General features: G+C 39.2%; 23 protein-coding genes. 13 read left to right on the forward strand and 10 right to left on the reverse strand.

What is annotated here, in order from left to right:
* Nucleotides 1-91 precede the first annotated feature (91 nt).
* The gene (locus A6E06_RS07265) at nucleotides 92-1,027 is read right to left on the reverse strand and encodes a LysR family transcriptional regulator (RefSeq protein WP_065591971.1); all 936 of its coding nucleotides are present in this window, start codon (nucleotides 1,025-1,027) and stop codon (nucleotides 92-94) included.
* Between the two features lie 252 nt (nucleotides 1,028-1,279).
* Between A6E06_RS07265 and A6E06_RS07270 the strand changes: the two genes are divergently transcribed.
* Both A6E06_RS07270 and A6E06_RS07275 read left to right on the forward strand, forming a co-directional pair.
* Nucleotides 1,280-3,256 carry an alkyl sulfatase dimerization domain-containing protein gene (locus A6E06_RS07270; protein ID WP_065591972.1) on the forward strand — a complete coding sequence of 659 codons (1,977 nt, stop codon included), beginning with the start codon at nucleotides 1,280-1,282 and terminating at the stop codon, nucleotides 3,254-3,256.
* 80 nt (nucleotides 3,257-3,336) lie between these two features.
* Nucleotides 3,337-3,828 carry a hypothetical protein gene (locus tag A6E06_RS07275; protein ID WP_065591973.1) on the forward strand — a complete coding sequence of 164 codons (492 nt, stop codon included), beginning with the start codon at nucleotides 3,337-3,339 and terminating at the stop codon, nucleotides 3,826-3,828.
* Between the two features lie 56 nt (nucleotides 3,829-3,884).
* On the opposite strand, the gene A6E06_RS07280 is transcribed toward A6E06_RS07275, so the two are convergent.
* Both A6E06_RS07280 and A6E06_RS07285 read right to left on the reverse strand, forming a co-directional pair.
* Nucleotides 3,885-6,326 (reverse strand): ABC transporter permease, encoded by a 2,442-nt coding sequence (locus A6E06_RS07280; RefSeq protein WP_065591974.1) that lies wholly within the window; start codon nucleotides 6,324-6,326, stop codon nucleotides 3,885-3,887.
* A complete protein-coding gene (locus A6E06_RS07285) occupies nucleotides 6,323-7,006 on the reverse strand; it encodes an ABC transporter ATP-binding protein (RefSeq protein ID WP_065591975.1) in 684 nt (227 codons plus the stop codon). Before A6E06_RS07285 ends, A6E06_RS07280 begins: the two co-directional genes overlap by 4 nt.
* A 306-nt stretch (nucleotides 7,007-7,312) precedes the next feature.
* On the opposite strand from A6E06_RS07285, the gene A6E06_RS07290 reads away from it, so the two are divergent.
* Genes A6E06_RS07290 through A6E06_RS07305 form a run of 4 tightly spaced genes read left to right on the forward strand, consistent with a single transcriptional unit; the run spans nucleotide 7,313 to nucleotide 11,427 of the window.
* A complete protein-coding gene (locus A6E06_RS07290; RefSeq protein ID WP_065591976.1) occupies nucleotides 7,313-7,900 on the forward strand; it encodes a CDP-alcohol phosphatidyltransferase family protein in 588 nt (195 codons plus the stop codon).
* Nucleotides 7,901-7,907: 7 nt separating this feature from the next.
* The gene (locus A6E06_RS07295) at nucleotides 7,908-9,611 is read left to right on the forward strand and encodes a bifunctional alpha/beta hydrolase/class I SAM-dependent methyltransferase (RefSeq protein WP_065591977.1); all 1,704 of its coding nucleotides are present in this window, start codon (nucleotides 7,908-7,910) and stop codon (nucleotides 9,609-9,611) included.
* A gap of 2 nt (nucleotides 9,612-9,613) precedes the next feature.
* On the forward strand, nucleotides 9,614-10,684 hold the full coding sequence (locus tag A6E06_RS07300; protein ID WP_065591978.1) for a patatin-like phospholipase family protein: 1,071 nt from the start codon (nucleotides 9,614-9,616) through the stop codon (nucleotides 10,682-10,684).
* Nucleotides 10,685-10,692: 8 nt separating this feature from the next.
* Nucleotides 10,693-11,427 carry an SDR family oxidoreductase gene (locus A6E06_RS07305; protein WP_065591979.1) on the forward strand — a complete coding sequence of 245 codons (735 nt, stop codon included), beginning with the start codon at nucleotides 10,693-10,695 and terminating at the stop codon, nucleotides 11,425-11,427.
* Here A6E06_RS07305 and A6E06_RS07310 read toward each other — a convergent pair.
* Both A6E06_RS07310 and A6E06_RS07315 read right to left on the reverse strand, forming a co-directional pair.
* Nucleotides 11,402-12,292, reverse strand: coding sequence for a phosphatidate cytidylyltransferase (locus A6E06_RS07310; RefSeq protein WP_065591980.1), 891 nt, complete (start codon nucleotides 12,290-12,292; stop codon nucleotides 11,402-11,404). The genes A6E06_RS07305 and A6E06_RS07310 overlap by 26 nt on opposite strands.
* Entirely contained in the window at nucleotides 12,289-13,557 is a 1,269-nt protein-coding gene (locus A6E06_RS07315) for a dual specificity protein phosphatase family protein (protein WP_176713278.1), read from the reverse strand. The genes A6E06_RS07310 and A6E06_RS07315 overlap by 4 nt, the downstream gene beginning before the upstream one ends.
* A gap of 254 nt (nucleotides 13,558-13,811) precedes the next feature.
* Here A6E06_RS07315 and tesA point away from each other — a divergent pair, with 254 nt between their 5' ends.
* The gene (tesA, locus tag A6E06_RS07320; protein ID WP_065591982.1) at nucleotides 13,812-14,429 is read left to right on the forward strand and encodes a multifunctional acyl-CoA thioesterase I/protease I/lysophospholipase L1; all 618 of its coding nucleotides are present in this window, start codon (nucleotides 13,812-13,814) and stop codon (nucleotides 14,427-14,429) included.
* Between the two features lie 84 nt (nucleotides 14,430-14,513).
* Here tesA and A6E06_RS07325 read toward each other — a convergent pair whose 3' ends face one another.
* Nucleotides 14,514-14,912 (reverse strand): DUF413 domain-containing protein, encoded by a 399-nt coding sequence (locus tag A6E06_RS07325; RefSeq protein ID WP_083190298.1) that lies wholly within the window; start codon nucleotides 14,910-14,912, stop codon nucleotides 14,514-14,516.
* A 70-nt stretch (nucleotides 14,913-14,982) separates the two neighbouring features.
* Between A6E06_RS07325 and hdfR the strand changes: the two genes are divergently transcribed.
* On the forward strand, nucleotides 14,983-15,843 hold the full coding sequence (gene hdfR / locus A6E06_RS07330) for an HTH-type transcriptional regulator HdfR (protein WP_065592050.1): 861 nt from the start codon (nucleotides 14,983-14,985) through the stop codon (nucleotides 15,841-15,843).
* A 130-nt stretch (nucleotides 15,844-15,973) separates the two neighbouring features.
* Here hdfR and A6E06_RS07335 read toward each other — a convergent pair whose 3' ends face one another.
* Genes A6E06_RS07335 through A6E06_RS07345 form a run of 3 tightly spaced genes read right to left on the reverse strand, consistent with a single transcriptional unit; the run spans nucleotide 15,974 to nucleotide 19,884 of the window.
* Nucleotides 15,974-16,819, reverse strand: coding sequence for a DmsC/YnfH family molybdoenzyme membrane anchor subunit (locus tag A6E06_RS07335; protein WP_065591984.1), 846 nt, complete (start codon nucleotides 16,817-16,819; stop codon nucleotides 15,974-15,976).
* Nucleotide 16,820: 1 nt separating this feature from the next.
* The gene (locus A6E06_RS07340) at nucleotides 16,821-17,435 is read right to left on the reverse strand and encodes a DMSO/selenate family reductase complex B subunit (protein ID WP_065591985.1); all 615 of its coding nucleotides are present in this window, start codon (nucleotides 17,433-17,435) and stop codon (nucleotides 16,821-16,823) included.
* Between the two features lie 10 nt (nucleotides 17,436-17,445).
* Complete coding sequence (locus A6E06_RS07345) at nucleotides 17,446-19,884, reverse strand: DmsA/YnfE/YnfF family dimethyl sulfoxide reductase (RefSeq protein ID WP_065591986.1); 2,439 nt, start codon at nucleotides 19,882-19,884, stop codon at nucleotides 17,446-17,448.
* Between the two features lie 333 nt (nucleotides 19,885-20,217).
* On the opposite strand from A6E06_RS07345, the gene A6E06_RS07350 reads away from it, so the two are divergent.
* The 3 genes from A6E06_RS07350 (at nucleotide 20,218) to A6E06_RS07360 (ending at nucleotide 22,977) form a co-directional block, all read left to right on the forward strand.
* Entirely contained in the window at nucleotides 20,218-20,802 is a 585-nt protein-coding gene (locus A6E06_RS07350; protein ID WP_065591987.1) for a molecular chaperone TorD family protein, read from the forward strand.
* Nucleotides 20,802-21,356, forward strand: coding sequence for a ferredoxin-type protein NapF (locus A6E06_RS07355; protein ID WP_065591988.1), 555 nt, complete (start codon nucleotides 20,802-20,804; stop codon nucleotides 21,354-21,356). Before A6E06_RS07350 ends, A6E06_RS07355 begins: the two co-directional genes overlap by 1 nt.
* Before the next feature lie 274 nt (nucleotides 21,357-21,630).
* Nucleotides 21,631-22,977, forward strand: a complete 1,347-nt coding sequence (locus tag A6E06_RS07360) for a magnesium transporter (protein WP_065591989.1) — start codon at nucleotides 21,631-21,633, stop codon at nucleotides 22,975-22,977.
* Nucleotides 22,978-23,059: 82 nt separating this feature from the next.
* On the opposite strand, the gene A6E06_RS07365 is transcribed toward A6E06_RS07360, so the two are convergent.
* Nucleotides 23,060-23,986 (reverse strand): LysR family transcriptional regulator, encoded by a 927-nt coding sequence (locus A6E06_RS07365; RefSeq protein WP_065591990.1) that lies wholly within the window; start codon nucleotides 23,984-23,986, stop codon nucleotides 23,060-23,062.
* A gap of 158 nt (nucleotides 23,987-24,144) precedes the next feature.
* Between A6E06_RS07365 and A6E06_RS07370 the strand changes: the two genes are divergently transcribed.
* Together A6E06_RS07370 and A6E06_RS07375 are read left to right on the forward strand one after the other, a co-directional pair.
* The gene (locus tag A6E06_RS07370; protein ID WP_065591991.1) at nucleotides 24,145-25,329 is read left to right on the forward strand and encodes an MFS transporter; all 1,185 of its coding nucleotides are present in this window, start codon (nucleotides 24,145-24,147) and stop codon (nucleotides 25,327-25,329) included.
* Between the two features lie 278 nt (nucleotides 25,330-25,607).
* A complete protein-coding gene (locus tag A6E06_RS07375) occupies nucleotides 25,608-26,276 on the forward strand; it encodes an SDR family oxidoreductase (RefSeq protein WP_065591992.1) in 669 nt (222 codons plus the stop codon).
* Nucleotides 26,277-26,323: the final 47 nt, after the last annotated feature.

Here is a 26,323-nt window from a genome sequence, read left to right on the forward strand (position 1 = left end):
CATTCACAACTTATCTTTTGTTATTAATGTCACATTAATAATATGGCATTAATAACATCAGAATAAATATATGATAAATAAAGATGATAGCTTATTTTTTATAATCTACATCCATCATCTTAGATACATTCTCTTTCACTGCTGATATCAACTCATTTCTAAACCATTTATGGCTTGGATCGTGTTTTAGTTTTTTTAACCAAATTAGATAATTAGAAATCTGTTTTGATTCAAAAGGCGGTTTAAGAACTTGAAGTTGTAAATGCTCTTCAAACTGCAATGCCATTGAGAGTGGCACTGCGGTAAGATAATCAGACTGACTACATAATAGCATGTTACTGAACATTGAGCGTCCATGGTAAGCGACTTTACGCTTGGTGATGTCTATCGAAGTATAATGACCAAGTGTATACATCTGGTTTCTTGTTCGCTCTAAAACGGCGTGTGTTTCATTCATATATTGAGAGATATTCAATACTTCTTTAATTCTTGGATGCCCTTTGCGACACACAATCACAAACTCACCATCAAAAAGATGGGTGGATTCTATATTAGGGTGAGTTGGTGGGACAATATCGATCATCACATCAAACTTTTGAGTCAACAATCCATCGTACATGGTTTCATCGTTGTCTGACTGCTCAAACAATTCTAATGAGATGTTCTTTTTTGGTCGATCAGCAAAGGTTCTGAGCAATATCCATTGAAGGTGCTCTGGTGCTGTCATAACAAAATTTCGTACTGAAGTATTAGGGTCAAACTCACCAAAGCCTTGAAACACACCATTAAGCTGTTGAATTGGGGCTTGGATTTCTGCGTATAAACTGGTGGCATAAGAGGTGGGTACAACACCACGACCACTACGTATAAAAAGCTCATGCCCTATTTCTTTCTTTAATCGTCCTAGAGCTGTACTGATCGTCGATTGGTTGGTATTTAGATGATCTGCGGCCTTGCTTAAACTTCCCTGCTCCATTACTGCTACAAATACCGCTAATAGATTAAAATTTGGAATATCATTACTCATTAGGCTCATCTTAATTGCATTCACATCACCTGAATAATTTACCGTAAAGCTACTATATATGAGATCTCAATTCTTATTTATTGAGATACGACCCACATTAAAATCGCCTTTATCCACCACTATCACTTTAAAACCTATCGTAAAACCGATGAATTGAATTCGGATTAGCCTCTATTTCTCCTCCTTTCAGGTCACTATGATTAACGACAAGAAAATTACTTTATTATTTAAAAATAAAAGAAGGTCGTTATCATGACTAATAGATTTAAAAAACTAACTCTACCTATCACCATTGCAGCGGTTTTATTCACATCACACGCAACGGTTGCAACCCCTATGACTGAAGCGACCTCTAAAATAGGTCAAGAGCTGCAAACTAGCTCTGCTGCGCAATATCAAAATCTAGATCTTAATGCTCGTTATAAAAGCGACGTGTTATTTGAGCACAAATCAAACCTATTTTGGGGGAAAGGCGATCGAATTAAAGTCTTGTCTAAAACAGGAAAATCACTGGCTTATACTGAAGAATCAGATCATGTACACCCTAGCCTAACAAAGCATGGTCGTAAAATGGATCAAGCCATCATTCAAGTGGATGATAATGTGTACTTAGGTTATGGGTTTGGTCTTGATACTCCCGTAATGATTGAAGGTGATGACGGTATCATCATCGTTGATCCAGGCGAATCAGTACAAATGGCTGAATCAGTGCGCGAACAATTCCGTAAGATCACTGATAAGCCAGTTAAAGCTATCATCTATTCTCACAACCATATTGACCATATCTCTGGTGTTCGAGCTTGGACTACCGATGCTGAAGTCGCTTCAGGTGAAGTAAAAATCATAGCTCAAGAAGGCTTGACTGACGCAGTAGCAAACTGGTCTTCTAACTTAGGTACTTTATTTGGTCACCGCACTTCTTACACTGGTGCAAAACACGTTGAAGAAGGTGAACATGGCACAGTAAACGATGGCCTTGGTCCTCGCTTCATGCAAGGTGATATCTCTTTCATCGAACCAAATACGCTTATTGAAGCTAATGGTACGCTAGACATCACTATCTCAGGCGTACATATGCAGATCGTAAACGTGCCATCTGAAACTAAAGATGAGATCGTTGTTTATCTTCCTGAACAAAAAATCTTGCACGCAGCGGAAGTTCTACAAGGTGAAAACTTCCCGAACTTACATACTATCCGTGGTACTAAATTCCGTGACCCATCAATGTGGTTCAAAGGCATCGATACCATGCGTCAGTTTGATACTGAAATCATGATCAACTCACACGGTCGCCCTGTTGAAGGCAAAGAAGCTGTCGCTAATGTTCTTACCTCTTACCGTGATGCGATTCAATACACTCACGATCAAACCATTCGTTACATGAACAAAGGCATGACGCCTGATGAGCTAGTTGAAGTGGTTAAACTACCTAAACACCTTGCTGAGCACCCTTGGTTAGGTGAGCACTACGGAACCGTTGCACACGCCGTTCGTCAAATTTATGTAGGTTACAATGGTTTCTTTGAAGCAGACCCTTGGCAGTTAGAGCCAATGGCTTATGATCAACGTGCAAAAGCGTTTGTTGAGATCATGGGCGGTCGTGACAACATCATCAAAACGGCAAAAGCGGCCATTAAAGCTGAAAACTACACGTTTGCTGCTGAGATCCTTTCTTACCCAATTACGGTAAACACAGAAGATACTGAAGCTCGTCAATTGAAAGCCGTTGCTTACAAAGCATGGGCAGCAGATCAAGTGAACATTAACTGGCGCAACTGGGGACTTAACGCTGCTGCCGAATTAGAAGGTACTCGTGATTTTTCTAATATGATCAGCTTCGCTTCGGTAGATGTGTTAACCGCATTACCAAGTAAGCAAATTTTCGACATGATGACATCAACTCTAATTGCAGAAGAGACGCTGAATGTTGAAATGGCGTTAACGTACAATTTCTCAGATACTAACGAATCATTTACGATAGAGATCCGCAACGGTATCGCTCAACTACACAATACCGCATTAGATAATGCTGATGTGCAAATCAATACCTCTCGTAAAGTACTAAACCAAATCTTGATAGCAGGACCTAATGCTCAACAGGTGATTGGTAAAAACTTACAGTCAGGTGATTTTAAGTTCTCTAACGGCAGTATCAAAGATTTTGGTCTTTTCATGAGTTACTTTGATAAACCAATGAGCCCTGAAAATATCATGCTTATCGTTCGTTAATACTGTCAATAGTTAGCGTCCAATAACCTAAGAAGGGGATCAACATTGGTCCCCTTAATTTTGTGTAAGGAGTCATACCTATGATTAAAAAATTCACCTTACTGTTAGCATTTTTTTCTTCACTGAGTTTTGCTTGTGGACTGCATCAAGACACTGGGTTTAGCTTAATTACCGAGCCTGGTTCATTAGATGTATTTGCAGAAATCATTGAGGTAAGAAAAAATGATACTTTAGGTAATACCAATAAACCTGAGCACTTTCAATTGTTCGCCATTAAATCAGCGTTAGCCAAACCAAATGATCACCAAATTAATTTTAGTTTATTTGAAGCAATCAAAGGGCATTACAGCAAGGTGACGCTTGAGCAAGGCATCAATATTACGGGCAGAGAAACCTTACCTGAAAAAGAAGAGTTGCTGCTAATCACAGAACTTGATGTGCTAGATGCACTTGCAACAAAAAAATTATCGTGGGATGACGCGAAGAAAAGCCAATTGGTCATCATTAATGGCAATAAAAATGATGTAGAAACGCTAGATCGTTGGTTTAGTTCTCTATTTAAATCAATATGAACCCAAATAAAAAAGCCCTGTTACTGCATTCACAATAAAAGGGCTCGAGGTTTACCTTACTTTAATGGTTTTAATAGCTGCTTAATCACACTCACCAAGCTCATAAACACAATCATCATGGCTAATAATGGCAACACAATCCACATTCCGATGTGCAGTGTTGGTTCAAGTTTAAAGCCCCATTTCACCAAGCTAAAAACAATCGCCTCAGCGCCCATCACAGCAACAAAACCGGCGGCTAATGCCATTACCCCGTATTCACTCCATAACGTCTGACTAATACGCTGACGGCTTGCGCCAAGCGTTCGATAAAGGGTGATTTCACGTTGGCGCTGATACAAACTCAAACGAAGCAAAGTGAATATCAATAATACGCCACTCACCACACCTAAACCGGCCAATACACTTAACGACCACGTAATTTGCGCGAGCATCGCTTGGATCTTCCCACCCATGGTTCTAAAATCCAATAAACTTACGGTTGGGTAATCACGAGCTAATTGATTCAGCAATGTATTTTCATTGTCATCTATTTTAAAACTCACTAACCACGTCGCAGGTAAATCAACAATCACATCCGGTGTAAAGATAAAATAGAAATTCGGTTTCATGCTTTGCCAGTCGACGATTCGGATAGAGTTAACCACCGCAGAAAAAGGCTGACTGTTCACAGAAAAGCTTAATGTATCTCCAATTTCAATGCCTAAGTCATTAGCAACGTCTTGCTCAACAGAAACGCCATTCGACGTTGTCCACTCTCCTGAAACTACTTCATTATGGATAGGCAATGCATCACGCCATGTAAAGTTAATTTCCCGACGTAGTGCTTCTGAACCTTGCCCTTCTCCTTTCATTTTGTCTTTGGTGCTTTCGTTATTAATCTCAGTTAAGCGACCACGAACAATCGGGTATCCTTCTGAGCGATCTAATTTCTCATTATCCAGCTTTTGCAAATACTCTTGCTGTTCATAAGGGGCAATATTCATCGCAAAAACATTGGGCGCATCAGGCGGAAGTGTTTGTTGCCAATCACCCAATAGATCGGTTCTTACTAACCAAATCACCGCAACAAGCATTAACGAGCCTGATAAAGCGGCTAACTGCATCATGCTGTTTTTTGGGGAACGTTTAATTCGGCTAAGTGCCAATGTCATGGCTGGGCCCCACTTAAAGCGACCAAATAAATGCACTAACCCATAACTGATCCCTGCTAATAGAACGAACAGCACCACCAAACCAACCGATACCATCCACACTAAACTGTTAGTGCCATACATTAATAAGAATGCCACCACTGGTACGGCAATAAGCCATAATCCCTTTTTAGAAGAAGCGGTAATTTGAGATTGCAATACCGCTATCGCAGGCGTATCAAGTAACCGTAATAACGGAATACCCAATGCTGGTAAACCGATAAACAACGCCACGACGGAACCAAATACAAATGGTTGCCAACCATAACTTGGTAGATCCTCAGGTAAGATCCCTGCCAGTGGAATACGCAGTAATAACTCTAGCCCAAGACCAATTAGAGAGCCCGCCACCACTCCGGTAAAAAACATCAATCCGACTTGGCTTAATAACCAACGCTTCAACCATTGTTTACTCGCGCCCATGCTTTTTAACATGGCAACGGTATTGGCACGGCTGGTCGCATAATGTTGGCAGGTTAATACCAAGGTCACGGATGCCATTAATATCACCATCAAAATAGTTAATGATAAATACTGTTTGGCTTTTTGCATTAAATCCGCCGTTCGACCTTGCGTTTCTTCGCTTATCCAACGCTCTCCGGCTTGCAATTCATAATCACTTTGCAGTAACGATATCGCACTATCTTCGCCTTTAAATAAGGTTCGATATTGAACACGGCTGCCAAGTTGAATTGCACCTGTTTTATCAAGATCAGATTGATGAATAAACACACTTGGCATGGTTCTGAATGGGTTAAACGCTAACTCAGGTTCAGATTCAATTACACCACTGATTGGCAACTCTGCATCACCAATGGCTATCACATCTCCAATATTAAGTTCGAGTAATGATAAAAGACGATCAGCAATCCATACTTCACCTTGTTGAACATGAGTGTGTATTTCATTGTTAACCCCATTTAATAAGAGCTCACCGCGAAGTGGGTAGTTACTTTCTACCGATTTCACACTCACCAATTGCATTCCAGTGTCGCTGAATGCCATGGTTTGAAAACGCACTTGAGAAGATAAAACTAAATTTTGGTCATGCGCTTGTTGCAGAATCAATTCGGGGGTTGGATTGGCAGAGCGAAACACAAGATCGGCAGCCATCATGGAACGGCCTTGATCCGTCATTACTTTCTCAACTCGAATGGCCAAGGCAGACAAAGCAACCACACACGCCACTATTAAAGTTAATGCCGCCATCACCGGCCATAATTGACCTTGCCATATCTCCCGCCAACTCCAGCGCAATATCATTTTATTTCCTGAGGCGTTTGGCCTCATTGATTGCTCACTCATATCGCTTTTACCTCTTCATTAATCTGTCCTGCATTAATGGTTAGTGTGCGCTCACATCGCTGTGCGAGTTTAGGATCATGAGTGATAAGTACTAAGGTGGTGCCATGTTTTTGATTCATCTCAAACAGCAATTCAATGATGTGCTCTGCTGTATGTTGGTCTAAATTTCCGGTTGGTTCATCTGCAAACAAAATACGAGGTTGAGTCATAAAGGCACGCGCTAATGCCACACGCTGCTGCTCTCCCCCTGAAAGTTGAGAAGGAAGATGCGTTTCACGGCCAGATAAACCGACAGAATCGAGTAACTGTTTCGCTTTTTGAATATCTTCGCCTTCACCTCGTAAAATCGCAGGCAGCGTGACATTTTCAAGCGCGGTTAATGATGGGATAAGTAAGAAGCTTTGAAAAACAAAACCAATGGATTCACTGCGAATTTGAGCACGAGCTTCATCATCTAATTGGGAAAGACTTTGTCCTAATAATTCAATGTCACCAGCAGTGGGAATATCTAATCCTGCTAATAGAGTCATTAATGTCGACTTACCCGCACCAGATGTACCAACAATCGCCACACTTTGGCCTGACTGAACCTCAAAAGAGATGTCTTTTAAAATGGTTAATTCAGCGTCATTTGAAATTACTGATTTCCCTACTGAGCTCACTGTTATGGCAGCTGTCATCGTCATTTCCTTTTGATATTATTTTTATGTTATTACACGTATTGTATATGTAAGTGCCCATTAATCAGCAATCCCTTTACACTTCTTTAACTAAAACACTCTCGTCATATGAATCGATAAATACGATCACCATTACATTTAGGATTACTTATCCATAATAAATTAAGCTGTACGAGGAGATATTGCTCGTAATATAACCATTCACATTTAACGAATCATAGACATTGTAAACCCTCTGAAATAGGCTATTTCATATGAATCATCACAAAAAGCCTAGTTTTCTAATCAGTAAGGTTTTTCATTTCTATGAGTATTTATCAACTTAAACCTAGATTTCAATCTCTCTTACGTCCTTGTGTTAATCGACTTGCAAATGCAGACATTTCCGCAAATCAAGTCACTCTCTTTACTCTTATCTTCACGTTTGGAGCATCTGTCGCGCTCTTCTCTATTGGAGAAAGCGTATGGTGGGGAGTTTTACCCATTGTTCTTTTTATACGCATGGCCTTAAATGCTATTGATGGCATGCTTGCTCGTGAGCACAACATGACCTCTTCACTTGGGTTAGTGTTAAATGAGGTTTGCGATTTAATTTCTGATGCTGCTATCTATTTAAGTTTTATCGCGATAACCGGATTCAACGCTTATGCATTATTTGGCTTCGTTTTGCTTGCATGGTTAAGTGAAGTGATTGCTATTCTCTCCGTTCAAATAACACAGAACCGAGCTAACCAAGGCCCACTGGGTAAAAGTGACCGAGCTTTTTTATTTGGCGTTCTGGGCTTACTAGTTGCCTTGGGGATAGATTTCACCCCCATCGGGCTGTGGATAATACTCATCGCCAACCTCGCGATTGTTGTCACCATATACAAACGTTTACACACTATTATTTAGGCAAATTATGACATTAAATCACCAAAGCTTTTCGTCTTGGGATGAGACAAAGATTATCTACCGCTCTTGGAACCAACAACCTGATACCAAAGGGATCATCTTGTTGCTACACCGAGGACATGAACATTCAGGAAGAATGGAAGCGATGGCTAATTTCTTTGTGGACCATAATTATACCGTTTATGCTTGGGATGCACGTGGTAATGGATTATCTGAAGGCCCACGAGATGATGCAGAGCATTTCTCAGTCTTCGCTAAAGATCTTCAACTTTTTGTAGAGCAGATTAGTAAAGAAACCCAACGTTCAACTGAAGATATGTTTGTTATTGCCAGTAGTATGGGTGCTGTTATTGCCACAAGCTGGGTTCATGATTATGCTCCCAATATTAGAGGAATGATCCTCGCTACCCCAGCGTTCAACATCCGTTTATATGTCCCTTTTGCTATCGCGCTATTAAAAGTAGCAAGGAAGCTATCCCTGTTACCTAAAGTCACCAGTTATGTAAAATCAAAAGTACTGACTCATGATAGAGCTCAACAAACGATTTATAATCAAGACCCACTTATCTCAAGATCTATATCGACCGATCTTTTAATTGATACCTACCAAACAGGACAAAGGATCATTGATGATGCAGAAACAATCCATACACCAACCTTGGTACTGTGTGCAGGGCAAGATTGGGTAGTGAGTCGCTCAGCTCAACGTAAATTTTATAATCGCCTCTCTTCTACAAAAAAAGAATGGACTTACTATCCTGATCTTTATCACGCTATTTTTCATGAAGATAAAACAACAGACGTTTTCAACAGATGCCAAACTTTTATTGATGAATGCTTTGTACAACCTAGCACTAAGGTTAATTACAGCAAAGCCAATCACTATGGAGTAAGCAAAGATAAGATGGATTCGTTACTATTACCTAGCATAAATCCAGTCTATCCAATCACCAGAGTGGTACTGAACTCAATTGGTCGTTTAAGCCAAGGAATTAACATTGGTTTACAGCATGGATTCGATTCAGGCCAATCACTCGATAATGTTTATACTAATAAGGCACAAGGGAGCACCTTTATTGGTAAAATAGTGGATAGAATTTATCTCGATAGCCCAGGCTGGCAAGGCATTCGCTGTAGAAAAGTAATCATCGCCGAGCTACTCAAAAAATACATTGATGCCACACAAACATTCCATGTACTTGATATCGCAAGTGGTAATGGTCGTTACCTATTTGACCTTATGGAATCAAATCCTCTGATCTCTGTTGAAATGAGAGACTTTGACCCATCAAATATTCAAATAATGGCTTCACGTATTGAAACCATGAATTTAGAAACACGCGCCACCTCTATTCAAGCCGATGCATTTTCTAAAGAAAGTTATCTTAATAAATCAAACTACGATCTTGCTATTGTTTCAGGGCTATTCGAACTCTTTCCTGATAACACCATAATCAAAACGGCGTTAGAGGGTATGATTAATCAACTCGCTCCCGGTGGTTATTTACTTTATACCAATCAACCTTGGCACCCACAGCAAGAGTTTATAGGCAGAACCCTCAATAATCACAGAGGGGAACCATGGATTATGCGCTGTCGTTCTCAAGCCGAAATGGACGCTTTAGTTACAGAAGTAGGATTAACAAAAGTGGATATGGATATTGACCCTAGTGGCATATTTACCGTATCTATTGCTCAAAAGAGTCTCTAAGCATGAAGCCAAATACCAAGAGTAACCAAATACCAGGGAAGCATAAAGATAAAACATTTGAACATACGATGCTAATGTCTGGTGGTGGTTCACGATTTGGTTATTATCTTGGAATGTATGCAGCAGCCATTGACTCTAACAAACACCCCGATGCTATTTTTGCCACCTGTGGCGGTGCTATCGCTGCAGGTATTATTGGATCATTTAACTCAATTGAAGAGCAAAAAGAAGCACTGTTAAGTCATGAACTACACCAGATGTCTCAACGAATTCAATGTAATAGGAGGCATTCGCTTATCAAGCTCTTTCTCGATCTTGGTAAACGGTATCTCCATCGTAAAGCAACAGATATTTTCCCCGACCTCCATCACGATGCGATTTTTACGATCGATGATGAAACAAAGCCTTTGTTCCCTTTCATTCCTAATTACGCTTCAAACAGCTGTACCATTGCGATAATTGGCTCAAAACTCTGCTTTAATGAAAGCCAAGTCGGGACAAAAAGACACTCTTCACCTCTATTTGAAGAAGTTGTTTTTAGCAATAACAAGGGAATTTCAGCTTTATCAAAAGCCCCCTATACCCCTCATTCTTCTCTTATCAAAAACGTTTTTAAAAAAGAAGATTCTGTCTCTTTTCAGAATGCGATTCGTATCTCAGTGTCTGATATTTATTATTTACCCCCATACTCAGTTGCAGGAAATAACTACATGGGAGGAATGTTGGATCTAGTGCCTTTTCATCTTGCTCAACATTGTTCAACAATGCTCTCACTAGAAGAAAAACAGCCTTTCTCAAGCTTTAGTGCCATCCCCGCTTTTTTACATCTTCTAGGCTATAACCCTAATGATGTTCAACAAACTATTCCACGCAGGGCGCAAGATATTTGGATCGATACAGCCGACTCACCAAAGAAACTCAAAGCCCATCAAATCAATAAAAAGATACAATGGTTATCCAACCAAATAGAGATTAAAACCCCAAACTATGATCAATTTCGTACAATGATGCAAGCTCAATGGGATTATGGTTACCACAAAGCCTCTATGGCATTTAATCAACACAAAAAGTAGGAAGCCACATGAATGTAATCATTATTGGTGGAACAAGTGGAATTGGCCTCGCTCTAGCAAGGTATTATCTAAATACAGGCAATCAAGTCGTTATTTGCGGACGAGATATTACCAAGGTACCAGCAGAGCTAATAACACCCTCCTTATTCCTGATAAATGTAGATGTGAGCCATTATGATGAAGTCATTAAATTTTTTGATTCGTTAAAAAAAAATCCAATGGATATTCTGATCTATTGTGCCGGAAAGTATTTTAATGAAAGGCGTTTAGATCTCACTCAGGATGAGCAAAATGAAATGAAGTTGGTAAACGAAACAGGGTTTAATCTCTGTTTTAAGCTAGCATCACAAAAAATGACCGCTCAAGGCTACGGTCATTTGGTAACCATCTCTTCAATCGCAGGGTTAGTGCGATCTTCTTCACCAACACTTTATAGTCGCTTAAAAGCCGATATGATTACACAAACAAAGCACTATGCAACAACCTTAACAAAACATAATATCAATGTAACGGCTATCGCACCGGGTTATATAAACACCCAAAAACTCAGAGAATTAAATGGAGGAGATGCCTCTCATAAACCCTTTTTATTAGAAGAATATCAAGCCGTAAATTGTATAATCAAAGCCATTAAGCAGAAAGCGGCTCTCAGTATTTTCCCTCTAAGAATGAAGCTACTCGTTACGCTTTTAAACTGCTTACCTTCACGTTTGGTTACTAAAGTATTAAAAGCTCGACAATAAGTAGAAATATTGGCGTAGCTAACAGTAAGCTATCAATACGATCAAGCAGTCCACCGTGCCCAGGGAGTAAAGTCCCCATATCTTTAACACCAAACTTACGCTTTACCCATGAAACACAGACATCTCCTGAAACGCCTAATGTTGTTAAGGTAAAACTCATCGCTATGGCTGAGACTAAAGAAAAAGGGGTAATAAATAAAGCAAGGATAGTCGCTAACACTGATACAATTAACCCACCTCCAATTGCCCCTTCCACCGTTTTATTAGGACTTATTGTTGAACACAATTGGTGTTTACCAAATTGTTTACCAACAAAATATTGAATCGCATCATTAAATTGCGTCACAAAAATAAGATATAACACATAACTCATCGCTACTTCACTCTCTTTATGACTAAGTAATAGGGTAAAAGAGAAAAGAAAAACAGCAAGTAAAACCATAATGCTTAGCAATGGGACAACCTTATTATTTCTTCCTGTCACCAACTCGTTTTGGGATATAAAAAGACAAATTAGAGCGCAAGTAAACCCTATAACTCCAGTTATCAGCATAATATAAAAAGACCAATAACTTAGTAGTATTGGTAGCGTCATTGACATTATCAAAGCACGGGTTGTTAAGGCGTTTAATCGACTCACCTTTGCTATTTCTTGAGCCCCCATTAACCCTAAGAATAAAATAAATAAAGGCATACATGAAATAGGCAATAACACAAAGAGAGTGAGCACAAATAGCATCCACCACCATGATCTAACACGTAAATAAAACTCAGAACTAAGAGATTCTTTTTTGATAAAAGCAGCAACCGTAGCAACAGAGATAAAAATAAACATTATCAACATAAAAATTAAATTAGGGCTCATAGCTTATCTTTCTCTACGCTGTATTCACTTAATTTTTGTAGTAGCTCTTGATCTAAATAACACTCTCTCAACATAACATGGGGGTTTAAAGTCGATAAATACGCCTTAACATCACACGGTTCACATTCGCCTGATCGCACAAGATAACTTGCGATCATGGCATAGCTGCGACTAATCCCCATCGTACAATGTACATAAACAGAAAAAACTTCATTATTTCTTTTTATCATTTCTATAGATTCACAAAAAAGCACCGCATCAACCATTGTGATCGGCTGTAAATCTAATAAAGGTAAATATCTATATTGATTATCGCTTTGATAGGCATCATCGTAATGAAGAGTCGACATTAGTGATAGCTCTGAACTCAAATCAATAACATGTGTAAATTTTTCTCGTTCATCGAACTTCGATAATCGTCGGCCAACACTTAACCATGGCAAGATAGAAACGACTGGCTGTTTATCAACCCAAGAACGCATCTTCCACATAAACCAATAGACAAATCGATAAGGAAATAGACAAACAAGATAGATCATCCCTATTGTGCCATTGCGACGCTTACCAAGCACATAAGGTTTATTCATAAAATAAGCAATGAATAGCAGGCCAAATCCTATTGATAAATAGCCAAACAATAGACTTAATATTGGATTAACGAGCATCAATATCATACTCAATAACCAACAGGTTGATGCTAACGATAAATAGACTTGTGACAGATAGCTCAACAGATAATATCGAGTGAAGCAGATAACACCAACAGCAACAGCAACTCCGCTAATCACATCAAGAATCCGATGTTGGTAAGTAAATAGTGTTGATACCAACATTAATGCAATACTCACCGTAATGACCCAATTGAGTGTACTATTGAGTCGCCCAAATAATGAGAACCATAATAAAATGCCGTAGATAATATGCAAAGAAGGTGCTTGATTATAAGGTTTATCAAAAAAATACACCAAATCAAAACCAAGCTCCCAAGGGTAATTAATCACCAACTCAACCGAGCCAAAATAGAGTGGGTATAAATAAAAACACCACCCTGAGATTAAAACGGCAAGTAACATATTTTGATTTAATTGTTGATACTTTTTAGAATCATTAACATAAAAAAAGGCAAGCAAGAAATAAATAGCAGAACTTAAATAAGGGATGATCATCCATTCAATAAAAGGAAGAGCTAAATCAAATTCAGTAATAATACTTCGAGTTATCCCTTGATGTTCTGCATACCAATTATTACTGATATAAATAAGCATAAATATCAAAGATTGAAATAATATCAACATGGTTTTTGTAATAACTGATTTCGTATTATTTTTAGTTTTATCCTGCACGAGGTTTTCAATATCCTTATTGGTAAACGAGCTGCTACTTGAGTCACGATATCTATCGTTAATGATGTTTTAATTTGAAAGACATACTTCGATCCCTTTCAAATTAAAATAAATATTGCAATATGTTCTCATCCTTATCATTGTATGTCTCATCATATCTACTGAGCTTGTATATTATGCGTCGTATTTTTACTTTATTTCTAGTTCTTCTTGCTAGCCTATACTTTCCATTACAAAATGCATATAGCCAAACGCTTCTTATCCTTGGTGATAGTTTAAGTGCTGGTTACAATATGCCAATAGAGCAAAGTTGGCCTTCGTTATTGCCTGCTAAATTAAATAAACTAAATAAGCCTACAGAGGTAGTTAACGGCAGTATTTCAGGTGACACCACAGGAAATGGATTAAACCGCCTACCGGCCTTGTTATCCCAACACAAACCTAATTATGTATTAATTGAGCTAGGCGCAAATGATGGCTTACGTGGTTTTCCACCACAAAAAATAAATGCCAATTTAGAAAATATGTTTGCTCAGATTAAAGCCGCTAACGCCCAACCTCTATTAATGCAAATTCAAGTGCCACCTAACTATGGTAAACGTTATAGCCAAGCGTTTGGTTCACTTTATCCTAAACTTAGTGAAAAGCATGACATTGCTTTACTGCCCTTTTTTTTAGAACACGTAATTATAAAACCAGAATGGATGATGAAGGATGGGCTTCACCCAACACCAGAAGCACAACCGTGGATTGCTGAGTTTATGGCAAAAGAACTTTCACCTTATTTGAAATAAATAGATTTCAGGGTAAAACCAGCCCAATAAAAAAGCCGAATACTAAAAAGTATTCGGCTTTTATTTAATATTAGAAAATTTTATCTAATCAAGATCATCTGATGACGAATCACTGTGATCATCAGAACTGTCATCTGATGAACGCTGAGTGCCACACAACGTATAGTACTTAGGTTTAAAGTTAATCTTATTTTGATACTTCAACCAACATTGTGCAAATTCTGAAATCGCAGCAGGCTGATGCTGTACTTGCTCAACAAATCGTAATTCAGCTTCTGATTCAGCTACCACTACACCGTTTAGTAATGATTGCATTGTTCGACCATAAGTTTCTAAAATCAACGCTTCGCGGATTGTGAAACCACTACGACTAAAACCTCTTTTGAAGTTTTTGTCATCATAAAATTTAGTAAGAGTTCGCATTGATGCTTCTTCGTGACCACAAGAAACGTATATGTAATTCAGAGTGAGCTCGTTGTACAACAAAAAATATTAGCGCTTTCAATCAAAATATTTTATTGTTGGCAATATCACCATCAAAGAGATGAAAACATTGGATACGGATCTGCTTAAAACCTTCTTAGAAGTCACAAAAACGCGTCATTTTGGGCGTGCTGCAGAGCATTTATTTCTTACCCAATCCGCTGTAAGTTTTCGCGTTCGCCAATTAGAATCGCAATTAGGGAATCCTCTTTTTACGCGTCAACGCCATAATGTACAACTTACGGCTGCGGGCGAACGTTTACTTCCTTATGCTGAAGCTATTTTGCAAACGTGGGGGCGAGCTAAACAAGATGTCGCGCTAACGGAAGAATACAACTCGCAAATAACCATCGGGGCAAGTGCTTTAATTTGGGAATTTGATGGTATTTCTGACTGGATTAATAGTATCTACGAAACGATACCAGGTTTGGCTTTACGTTTAGAGTCGATACCTCGTCAAGATCTCGCAAAAGCATTATTAGATAAAAGCGTTGATCTCTTTATAACAAGTGAACCCCCTAAAATTGATGGGATCCGAGTCTTTAAAATCAGAGATTATCAACTTCAATTAGTGTCTAAAGAGCTGAATTGTACGTTAGCAAGCACACAAACCATGCCATTAGTTTATTTGGATTGGGGGGCTCGTTTCGCCATCCAACACAGTAAAATCACTGAATTACAAAAAACACCGATTTTACACAGTCACTCTTCTAGAATGGCGTTAGATTATTTACTGACTCACACAAGTGTTGGCTATTTACCTGCACCAGTGATTAACCAAAACGTTGAAAATAAGGAGCTTTATTTAGTCGAAGGGGCTCCAGTGATGGAACAGGCATTGTATTTGGTATGGCAAGAAAAGAGCGAGAAAGCTGAACTTATCGAACAAATTACCAATATTAATCCTAAAATGGTGACAAAAAGCGTGTAAGTAACCTCTCTCTTAAAAAAAAGAAGGACTCAATTGAGTCCTTCTTTTTTATCTCATAAAAATGGCAACAACGAAAAATCATTATTGCCATAATATAAATCAACGAGTTCTTTATTTATTTTATGAGTGCTTACATGCCAACCGACATATGCAATCCATAAAATACACCGCGATTAATTAATTCAGAAACCAACACACAACCAAAGCTAAGTAGCATCATTGGTAGCGCAGGCTTACTTGAAAGTAAACGTGGCGAGAACATTAACGCAAAACCAATAAACAACAGACCAATGCGTAGTACCTGCAGGGTCATCATGTTTGGAATGAGATCTGACGCTTCAACAATCGCAGATGATATATGACTAAGGCCAATCATTTGGCTAATCGTCACAATCACACTGATCGCTAATGCAATCGCAGCAACCGTCGGTAATACATTATCAAGATCACGATGGTTATGCTTTGAACCCACCAATAAAGTATGGGCAAATACCAATCCAGAAATAGTCATGGTTAGTAGAAACGCTAATGGTGTATAAACACTGTTCCACGTTGGAACGGTATTGATAAGGTACACCTTAATCATGGCGTACATGAAACCAGCGCCAATCAACATCGCTAGCAACAATAACGCTTTTTTCACACTTTCAGATCCTTTATTTAATACGTTAAGTAACCAATAAAAGCCACCTGCTGCAAAGAATAAACTTGATGCGAAAATTTCATTAGATAACCATGAGCTACCCACGCGATTAAGTGCATTAAACGCTCTAAATGGACTGCCTAGATGCATTATAGATGCCATTAGACCTAAACCCATTAATGCCCAAAGAAAAAACATACTGCGATGTAAACGCGTATCTTCATCTTTTGATAGTTTGCCACTTAACGTAACACAGCCTAATACTAAAAAAGCGCCGACAGCGGTTTGAGAGAGTACCGTAAATAAAATCAACGGCCATTCATGCCAAGCCATGTTATACCTCCTTAGGGTTTGCTAGATGACCGGTTTGATCATCAGTAGGACGAGCGTTACGGTTAGGTTTAATGACGATGTTTGGTTTAGTGATCAATGATGATGGTAATGGTGCAACATCAGCATTTGTACCGTACTTAGCACGTAGCTCCGCGATTGGACCAAATTCCAATGCACGTAATGGGCAAGAACCAACACAAATAGGCTCTAAACCTTGACCTACACGTTCATAACACCCATCGCACTTAGTCATGTGACCTTTTTCTTCATCGTATTGTGGCGCGCCGTAAGGACAAGCCATGGTGCAATATTTACACCCGATGCAGATTTCTTCATCAACAACTACAAAGCCATCTTCACGCTTATGCATCGCTCCTGATGGGCACACTTTAGTACACGCCGGTTCATCACAATGGTTACAGGCGATTGAAAGGTAATATGAATACACACTCTGGCGGTAGATTTCGCCTTCTTTTAGCCAATCTCCACCTGCGTATTCATAAATGCGGCGAAAGTTTACACCCACATCTAAATCTTTGTTGTCTTTACAAGAAAGTTGGCATGTTTTGCAACCAGTACACTTACTTGAATCAATATAAAAGCCGTATTGTTTCATTGTTTAACCCTTATGCCTTCTTAACCAGTTGCACATCTACTAAATTAGTATGTTGCGGATTGCCTTTTGCCAATGGACTTGGACGTTGCGTAGTCAGTACATTGATACAACCACCATGATCGATTCGCTGACCATCTGGTGCGTACCAGCCACCCTCGCCTAATGCCACAACCCCTGGAAGAATTCGCGGTGTTACTTTTGCTGCGATATGTACTTCACCACGGTCATTGAAAATACGAATTAAATCACCATTGTTGATGCCACGTTGTTTAGCATCCATTGGGTTAAGCCACATTTCTTGTGGTGCGGCATCTTTCAAGACACTCACGTTGCCATAAGTTGAGTGAGCACGTGCTTTGTAATGGAAGCCAGTTAATTGAAGCGGGAAGTTACCTGTTTTTGATTCTTCATACCCTTCAAAGTTAGGTACATAGATTGGAAGAGGGTGAATCACTTCATCGTCTTTTAATGTCCATGCGTCAGCTAACTCAGCCAGTTTCTCTGAATAGATTTCGATTTTTCCTGTTGGTGTATTTAGCGGATTTGCTTCAGGATCATGACGGAAATCTTTATAAGCAACAAAATGCTCTTCAACTTTACGTTTGTAGATCCCTTGCTCACGCATCGCGTCAAACTCAGGTAACGTTGGATCTTGTGCGCGAGTCAGTTGATACAAGTGACGTAACCAACCTTCTTGATCTCGCCCTTCAGTAAACGCTTCTTTCACGCCTAACTTATCAGCAAGACCCGTACAAATGTCATAAATGCTTTTTGCTTCAAATTGAGGTTTGATCGCTTGAGAAGCAAAAATGAAATAAGGCATGTTGCCAGCCGATGCATCCATACAGAAATCAGATTGCTCAGACGTTGTTAAATCAGGCAGTACGATATCGGCGTATTTAGCAGAAGATGTCATGTGATTATCAACAACAACGATCATTTCACAAGCGCTATCATCTTGTAAGATGGTGTGCGTGCGGTTGATATCGGCATGTTGGTTGATGATACAGTTACCCGCATAGTTCCAAATGAACTTGATAGGCACATCTAGTTTTTCTTTTCCTCGAATACCATCTTCTGTGGCCGTCATTTCAGGTCCACGAACAATAGCGTCTGTCCAAAGGAACATAGGAATAGATGCTTCTATCGGGTTACTTAACGTAGGGAAACGAACAAATGGAATGCTAGAACTTCCTTCACGAGCACCAGTACCACCCCCGTTAATACCGACATTACCGGTAAGTAGTGACAACATTGAAATTGCACGAGAAGCGATCTCGCCATTAGCAGTACGTTGTAAACCCCAACCTTGAATAATAGCACAAGGCTTTGTTGAGCCAATTTCACGAGCAGCCTTGATAATAATATCTTCAGGGATCCCCGTGATTTTTGAAGCCCATTTAGGTGTTTTTTCCGTATTATCACCACCTAAACCTAAGATATAAGATTTATAATCGCTGTTTGCTGGTGCCGATTCAGGTAATGTTTTTTCATCATAACCAACGCAGTATTTATCAAGGAACGCTTGGTCTACCAAATTTTCCTTAATCATCACATGAGCCATCGCAGCAACAAATGCCGTATCGGTTCCCGGACGAATAGGGATCCACTGATCTTCACGGCCACCCGCGGTATCGGTATAACGAGGATCAACCACTATCATACGCGCATTCGATTTCGCTTTACCTTCCATGAAATGGTGAATCACACCACCACCAGACATACGAGTTTCAGCAGGGTTGTTACCAAATTGGACGATTAACTTCGTATTCTCTAAATCAGAAGGAGAGTTGTTTGCTGCAAAGCCACCATAAGTATGGCTTAAGCCTTCAGCAATTTGCGCTGTAGAATAATCACCATAATGGTTAAGGTAACCGCCATTTAAATTCATTAAACGAGCAATCAAACTGCCGCCTGGAGGCCAAGATTTAGTTACAGTGCCACCTAAGGTGCCAGTGCCGTAGTTTAGATAAATCGCTTCATTACCGTAGTCTTTCTTAATACGATTGATATTATTTGCAATTTCAGTAAACGCTTCATCCCACGTAATACGCTTAAATTTGCCTTCACCACGAGCGCCAATACGCTTCATTGGGTACTTTAAACGGTCTGGATTATAAACACGTCGACGCATAGAACGTCCACGTAAACAAGCTCTTACTTGATGATTACCATATTCGTCATTACCGGTATTATCGGTTTCAACCCATTTAATTTCACCATCAGAAACGTGCATACGTAATGGACAGCGGCTACCACAGTTAACGGTGCACGCACTCCAAACGACTTTATCTTCACTCACTGGGGCTTGCGGTGCCGCAACTGCCGAACGAGATAAAAAAGGCAGTGTAATACCACTGGTAACCGCGGCGAATCCACCGAATATAGAACCACCCTTAACAAAGTGACGACGGCTTATCTTTGGCGTTAGCAATTGTTTTAATTTCATGTATCGACATTCTCTATATTATATATCTATGACTGATATATTCCGATGGAAATTATTATCATTACGATCACTACCTCTCTTGGGGTAGTCATTAATATAATTTAATTTTTCCACATAAATAAACATTGTTTTTGATCAATCAAATGCAATAGAGTAAAAATATTAATATCAATAGTTGATTTTTTATTCATTTGCATTATCTAAGTCACATTATTTATCTACTATTAATATATCTGTAAATTATATGTCTTTATTTTTTGAGCGAAAACAAATAAAAGGCAGTAATTTTATAGTAGGATTTATTTGTTGATTACAATTTATATAAGAGTATTAATGGAAAGTATAAGCGCAGCAGCAAAAATATTAGGCAGTTTCTTCTATTACCCTCTAAATAATGAGAATAATACTCAATACATAGAGATAATAAAAAACAGTGAGGATTTGAACGACTCTGGATTTTCAGACTTTATTTATGCCTATGAAAATACTGACAAAGACTTTATCGCTAGTGACTTCCAACAATTATTTGAAGGCTGTGACGTCATGCCCGCTCCACCTTGGGGATCGGTTTACCTAGACAGAGAGCAAGTTATTTTTGGCGATTCGACATTACGCTTCCGCCAATTTCTATTAACACATAATATCGAGTTAAATACCGGAATGAGAGAGCCAGAAGATCAGTTTGGGCTTTCTTTGTTAGCAATGGCAATGATGATAGAACAAGGTAAAAGCGAAGACGTTATCTCTGAGTTACTTTCTGAACATTTATTACCTTGGGCCTATCATTATTTAGAATTAGTTCAAAAAAATGCAACCACAGAGATATATACCTCGTTATCTTCCATTACTTTTGATTGGTTAACTGCATTACAAGAAGAATTTAATATAACGCCTCATCAATATAAGCTGTATTTCTAATGTCCGACAAACGAGATGAAAACTATTATCGTTCTTATTTAGAGCATAACACGGTTAGCCGACGAGGATTATTTCGTGGGTTATTATCAGGTGCCAATAAATCACTAAAAGAATCATCTCAGAAGGCCATTAAGCCCACGGTTCCTCGACCACCTTACGCGGTTGAGGAAGGGATGTTCATGGAATTATGCCAATCATGTGAAACCTGCAGTTCATCCTGCCCTCAACACGTGATTGAAATGGTTGATAATCGCCCTCAATTAAACCTTGATTATAATCACTGTACGCTTTGTGGTGAGTGTCAATCAAGCTGTGAGTCAGGTGCACTTGGAGAAAAGAAAGGGACGATTAATTTACGCCCAAAATTCCTTTCCAGTTGTAATAATAAATTGTCTGGCGGATGCGAAGTGTGTGCGGATGCCTGCCCACAAAATGCGATAATTATCGAACCAAGAAAGTTACCGACCGTTGACTCTTCATTGTGTAATGGTTGCGGATTATGTCGTTCAGCCTGCTTTATTGGTTCGGTACAAATGGAATTCACGATTTTCTAACCTGACAACTTTTCATCCCTTCACCCTAATTGATTAAATTATGTTCTTTTATAATAAATAAAAGTAACAAAATTAGTTCGTTAAAAGCATCGCGTTGCATTTTTCCTATTTTCTTTAGCTTATATATAGGCTATCTTTCTTTCTAAATAGCTGGTTTTTACAATTCATTTAAAAAATCTGCTATAAAAAGTAGTTAAATTCCAATAACTGACTACCGCATTTAATATTTTACTTATTATTTTTTGAATACTGCTGCCGCCAATGGAGTACGACATTGAACGAACATCAAGACCTATCCTTTCAAATTGAGACGCTTTTTAACGTAGAGCAAGAAGAACAATTTAAACTTCTCGGTGAATACGTTGAAAATGGCTTAGATAACGGTTCATTTGCTCGTATATTAGAAGCCTTCCCTGTTGATCAACGTGTGCAGTTATGGCGTCGTCTGCCACTCGAAATGCACATTGATGTATTAACAGAAATGCGTGCTGATGCTCGTGTCGCCATTCTAGAAGAGCTGTCAGAAGCAGAGTTAAACTTCACCTTAGCTAAACTGGATAACTTATCGTTAATTGAGTGGGCAGAATCTCTCCCTGACGATATTTTCAGCCTTGCTTTGCAACTCATCAACCGTGATGAATTGGATTTATATGATGATGCAAAGCAGTATGATGATGATGAAGTGGGCCACTGGGCGGACAGGAAAATCGCCACACTGCCTTTTAACGTCAGCGTAGGACGAGCGAAAAAGCTTTTAAAAACCAATTTATTTGAATCTCATCAATATATGCACTTAATTAACCGAGCGCATAAGTTTCACGGTATTGTGCAATACACGGATATTTTAACTGCTGACGATTCAGTTAAAATCAACACATTGAAATTAGAAGATTGCTTAGTTCTTAATGTGCACCAACCTCTCAATGAAAGTATTGAAGCCGTTGAACACTCAGCCGTACCCAGTGTGGCGATTATCGACGACGATAACGTTTTAATTGGGCAACTTGATTGGCAATTTGCGATTAATACCCAACGTGAAATTTACGAAACTCGTTTAATGGCCGGTACCGGTATGGATGAAGGGGACGATCTTTTCTCTCCTATCCTTAAGAGTTCAAAAAAACGTGGCGTGTGGCTGGGTATTAATCTTTTGACTGCAATATTAGCGTCTGTAACGATTGGGTTATTTGAAGATGTCATTACCCAAGTCGTTGCACTGGCAGTATTAATGCCAATCGTGGCCTCTATGGGCGGTATTGCTGGCAGCCAAACATTAACCTTAATGGTTCGTGCAATGGCACTAAATCAAATCACTCCTGGTAACCGTTTTGCATTATTAAAGAATGAATTGGGGATTGGCTCAATCAACGGTTTGTTATGGTCATTAATCATCGGTGGTCTTGCTGGTGCTTGGTTCCAGTCGTTCGCGTTAGGTGCCACAATTTCACTCGCCATTATTGTAAACATTATTACGGCGGCTCTGTTTGGAGTTCTTATTCCTATCACCTTAGATAAGTTTAAGTTAGATCCTGCGCTTGCTGGTTCTGTTATTTTAACCACAGTCACGGATGTGGTCGGCTTCTTTGCTTTCTTAGGAACGGCAAGTTTGGTGATGATGTAAACACGAGATCGTAACAATAGCCCCTAACAGATAAACACTGAGTCACCCCTTTGGCTCAGTGTTTTTTATTAGCCTTTCAAATTTATTCATTCGCTTTCAACGCACCAAACCTTTCAAAAAGAAAATCTAAAAATAATCGAATTCGTTTTGGCTGATATTTTTTACTAATGTATACCACATTCAAATCGGCGCTTGATACCGACGTCGATGTATTGAAATTTGCCATATAACCATTAAGCACCGTCACAAGGCGTAAGTTATTAATATCATCCTGCACATCTAATATCGACTTCAAAGCAATGCCTGAGCCTTCTAATGCCCAATATCGAACGACTTCACCATCATCTGAAAATCGTTTAGGTAATACCGTTATTACATTCTTCTTATCTGTATCTTGAAAATGCCACGTTTTAAGCTCTTCGTTACTGCGCACCATAGCAAGACAATTATGATTGACTAAATCTTGTGGCGTTAACGGCGTACCATACTTTGCTAGATATTTAGGTGATGCACATAATACTCGATGGCTTGACGATAACCGTCGAGATATCAAACTACTATCAGCGAGTTCTCCGTATCGAACCACAATATCAATGCCTGATTCAGCAATATTTGAAACATCATCATTCAAATATAAATACGGCACCACCTCAGGGTATTTTTCACAAAACTCAGACAAAATAGGAAGGATATATTGCTTACCAATGTCTTTTGGCGCACTGATTTTAAGTGACCCTTTTACTTCTTTCACCCCATTTAATATCAGGTTCTCTGTCTCTTTTACATTATCAAGGATCTCAAGACACGCCTTATGATACAGGTAACCAGAATCGGTAAGGGATATATGCCTTGTGCTTCGATTCAGTAGCTTTACACCATATCGCTCTTCTAAGCCCTGTAATCTTGCTGTCATCGCTGCAGGAGAAAGACCCAACTCACGCCCAGCCGCCGCCAACCCTTGATGCTTGATGACACTTACAAACATTGTCATATCAGAAAACTTATCCATTGCCACCTTCTCGGTTATTTCAATCTTATATATTACCAATTATCATTATTCAGAAAACCTGAACAATGATTTTATATTTTACTCAATTATCAAATTAAAGCGAATGTATATAATCATCATCATTAGGTCACAACAATAAAATAAGTTAAAGGTACATCATGAATAAAGAAAAAATGCCATTTCAAGTCTGGATATTAACATTAGCGGCCTTCGCAATTGGCACTGCTGAATTTGTTATTGCGGGTATCCTTCCGCAAATAGCTACGTCACTGTCTATTACTGAAGGCCAAGCTGGCTACTTAATCAGTGCCTATGCATTAGCCATTGTTATTGGCGGTCCTATCTTAACCATTTATTTAGCCCGTTTTAATAAGAAGCTCGTTTTAACTGGATTAATGGCTCTATTTATTATCGGTAATATTTTATCAGCACTAGCGCCAACCTATCACTTACTACTCATTAGCCGCGTTGTTGCGGGTCTTGTTCAAGGGCCTTTTTATGGCATTGGTGCTGTTGTTGCGACCAATTTAGTCTCTGAAAAAATGGCTGGACGTGCTGTAGGTCAAATGTTTGCGGGCTTAACGCTTGCCAATGTTCTAGGGGTTCCTGCTGGTACTTGGATCAGTTTACAGTTCGGATGGCACACTACTTTCTTTACAGTTGCAGCCTTTGGTGCCATTGCAATGATTTCAATTCTAACCTCAATTAAATCAACAGGACACGGTGAAGCGAAAGACATTAAAACTCAGCTTGCTGCATTCAAAAATCCAATGTTGATCATTAGCTTAGCGATCACTGCATTATCATGGTCTGGTTTTATGACTCTGTATGGTTACCTTGCGCCTATTGCTATGCATACAACGGGTTATGGTGAAGCCGCTGTAACATGGATTTTAGTGATTGTTGGTGCAGGCCTAATCATTGGTAATATTTTAGGGGGTCGCTCTTCTGACAAAAACCTAAACAAAGCATCTATGTTCTGGGCTGTTGCAATGATCATTTCATTAATTGTTGTTGGCCTGGTTGTTGATAACAAGATCCTCTTTGTTATTGCTGCGTTTATCTTTGGTATTGCCTCATTTGCGAATGTACCCGCTATGCAACTTCGAGTAATGAATCACGGCGGTGAAGGTCAAGAGCTTGCAGCGACAGCAAACATATCTGCATTTAACTTAGCAAATGCGTTCGGTGGTTTCTTAGGCGGAATGGTGCTTGATAGTCAGCTCGGTGCAAGCATGATCCCTTTTGCTGCCGTAGTCGTCCCTATCATAGGTTTACTATTCATTGCGAAAGCAAATAGAAAAGAGCTATCTCCAATACAAGTAACTCCTAATCTTAGCTAATTTCTCCCCTTCTAAAAAGGCTCATAACCTGAGCCTTATAACAAAGGAACATTAGGATGCTTTTAAATTCAAAAATAAAAAAAGACCCCTCGTGCCAAGGCAGTATCAACAACATTTCCTTTTGTTTAACAACAGAGGACATAGGTATTTTTGATTACAAATTAGTACAGAGAATAGAAAGTCTAGTACTTATTTTTTCAGGGCTTTTATTTCTATCTTTACTCTGAATAATTCCCATGCACCGCACTATCTCACTACGATTTCAGAAGGAACGCATTATGAATCAAGGCAAAACTACGTTCGTCATCATTGGCGGAACATCAGGGATTGGGGAGGCTGTAGCCCAACATTTCACTAATGAAAGTAATATTGTTCATGTTGCCAGTCGATCTACCGGACTAGACATCAGTGATGAAAACTCGGTTCATCATTATTTTGAATCCATCGGTCCTATTGATCATCTTGTGATTACTGCTGGCTCATTCGCACCATCAGGAAAAGTAGTTGATGTGGTTACCGAAGAAGCAAAAAACGCCTTTGATACTAAGTTTTGGGGTTCAATTCATGCGGCAAAAAATGCAGCTCGATACCTAAAACCCAATGGTTCTATCACCCTTACAACGGGGATGCTGTCACGTAAAGTTGTGGCAAATACCTATGTAAAATCAGCAATGAATGCTGCATTAGAAATCGTAACCAAAGTACTTGCGAAAGAGCTTGCACCAATACGAGTCAACGCGGTAAGTCCCGGATTAACAGCCACTACGGCTTATCAAAATATGGATGAGGAAAATCGCAAATCTATGTATGACAACGCTAAACAAAATTTACCTGTTGGGCACATTGGTCAAGCTTCAGATATTGCGATGGCCTATGTGATGGCAATTGCAAATCCATACATGACAGGTTCAATCATCGATGTTGATGGTGGTGCCCTAATTAATTAACAGAATACAAATTTCACATTAAAAAACGACTAAGACTTCTTCAATAC

The organism is Aliivibrio sp. 1S175, assembly GCF_001690985.1.
Lineage (GTDB): Bacteria > Pseudomonadota > Gammaproteobacteria > Enterobacterales > Vibrionaceae > Aliivibrio.

Bases quoted from the DNA above. Each gene is read 5' to 3' on its own strand.
- A6E06_RS07265 (WP_065591971.1), bottom strand. From the start codon at position 1,027: ATGAGTAATGATATTCCAAATTTTAATCTATTAGCGGTATTTGTAGCA.
- A6E06_RS07270 (WP_065591972.1), top strand. From the start codon at position 1,280: ATGACTAATAGATTTAAAAAACTAACTCTACCTATCACCATTGCAGCG.
- A6E06_RS07275 (WP_065591973.1), top strand. From the start codon at position 3,337: ATGATTAAAAAATTCACCTTACTGTTAGCATTTTTTTCTTCACTGAGT.
- A6E06_RS07280 (WP_065591974.1), bottom strand. From the start codon at position 6,326: ATGAGTGAGCAATCAATGAGGCCAAACGCCTCAGGAAATAAAATGATA.
- A6E06_RS07285 (WP_065591975.1), bottom strand. From the start codon at position 7,006: ATGACAGCTGCCATAACAGTGAGCTCAGTAGGGAAATCAGTAATTTCA.
- A6E06_RS07290 (WP_065591976.1), top strand. From the start codon at position 7,313: ATGAGTATTTATCAACTTAAACCTAGATTTCAATCTCTCTTACGTCCT.
- A6E06_RS07295 (WP_065591977.1), top strand. From the start codon at position 7,908: ATGACATTAAATCACCAAAGCTTTTCGTCTTGGGATGAGACAAAGATT.
- A6E06_RS07300 (WP_065591978.1), top strand. From the start codon at position 9,614: ATGAAGCCAAATACCAAGAGTAACCAAATACCAGGGAAGCATAAAGAT.
- A6E06_RS07305 (WP_065591979.1), top strand. From the start codon at position 10,693: ATGAATGTAATCATTATTGGTGGAACAAGTGGAATTGGCCTCGCTCTA.
- A6E06_RS07310 (WP_065591980.1), bottom strand. From the start codon at position 12,292: ATGAGCCCTAATTTAATTTTTATGTTGATAATGTTTATTTTTATCTCT.
- A6E06_RS07315 (WP_176713278.1), bottom strand. From the start codon at position 13,557: ATGCTTATTTATATCAGTAATAATTGGTATGCAGAACATCAAGGGATA.
- tesA (WP_065591982.1), top strand. From the start codon at position 13,812: ATGCGTCGTATTTTTACTTTATTTCTAGTTCTTCTTGCTAGCCTATAC.
- A6E06_RS07335 (WP_065591984.1), bottom strand. From the start codon at position 16,819: ATGGCTTGGCATGAATGGCCGTTGATTTTATTTACGGTACTCTCTCAA.
- A6E06_RS07340 (WP_065591985.1), bottom strand. From the start codon at position 17,435: ATGAAACAATACGGCTTTTATATTGATTCAAGTAAGTGTACTGGTTGC.
- A6E06_RS07345 (WP_065591986.1), bottom strand. From the start codon at position 19,884: ATGAAATTAAAACAATTGCTAACGCCAAAGATAAGCCGTCGTCACTTT.
- A6E06_RS07350 (WP_065591987.1), top strand. From the start codon at position 20,218: ATGGAAAGTATAAGCGCAGCAGCAAAAATATTAGGCAGTTTCTTCTAT.
- A6E06_RS07355 (WP_065591988.1), top strand. From the start codon at position 20,802: ATGTCCGACAAACGAGATGAAAACTATTATCGTTCTTATTTAGAGCAT.
- A6E06_RS07365 (WP_065591990.1), bottom strand. From the start codon at position 23,986: ATGGATAAGTTTTCTGATATGACAATGTTTGTAAGTGTCATCAAGCAT.
- A6E06_RS07370 (WP_065591991.1), top strand. From the start codon at position 24,145: ATGAATAAAGAAAAAATGCCATTTCAAGTCTGGATATTAACATTAGCG.
- A6E06_RS07375 (WP_065591992.1), top strand. From the start codon at position 25,608: ATGAATCAAGGCAAAACTACGTTCGTCATCATTGGCGGAACATCAGGG.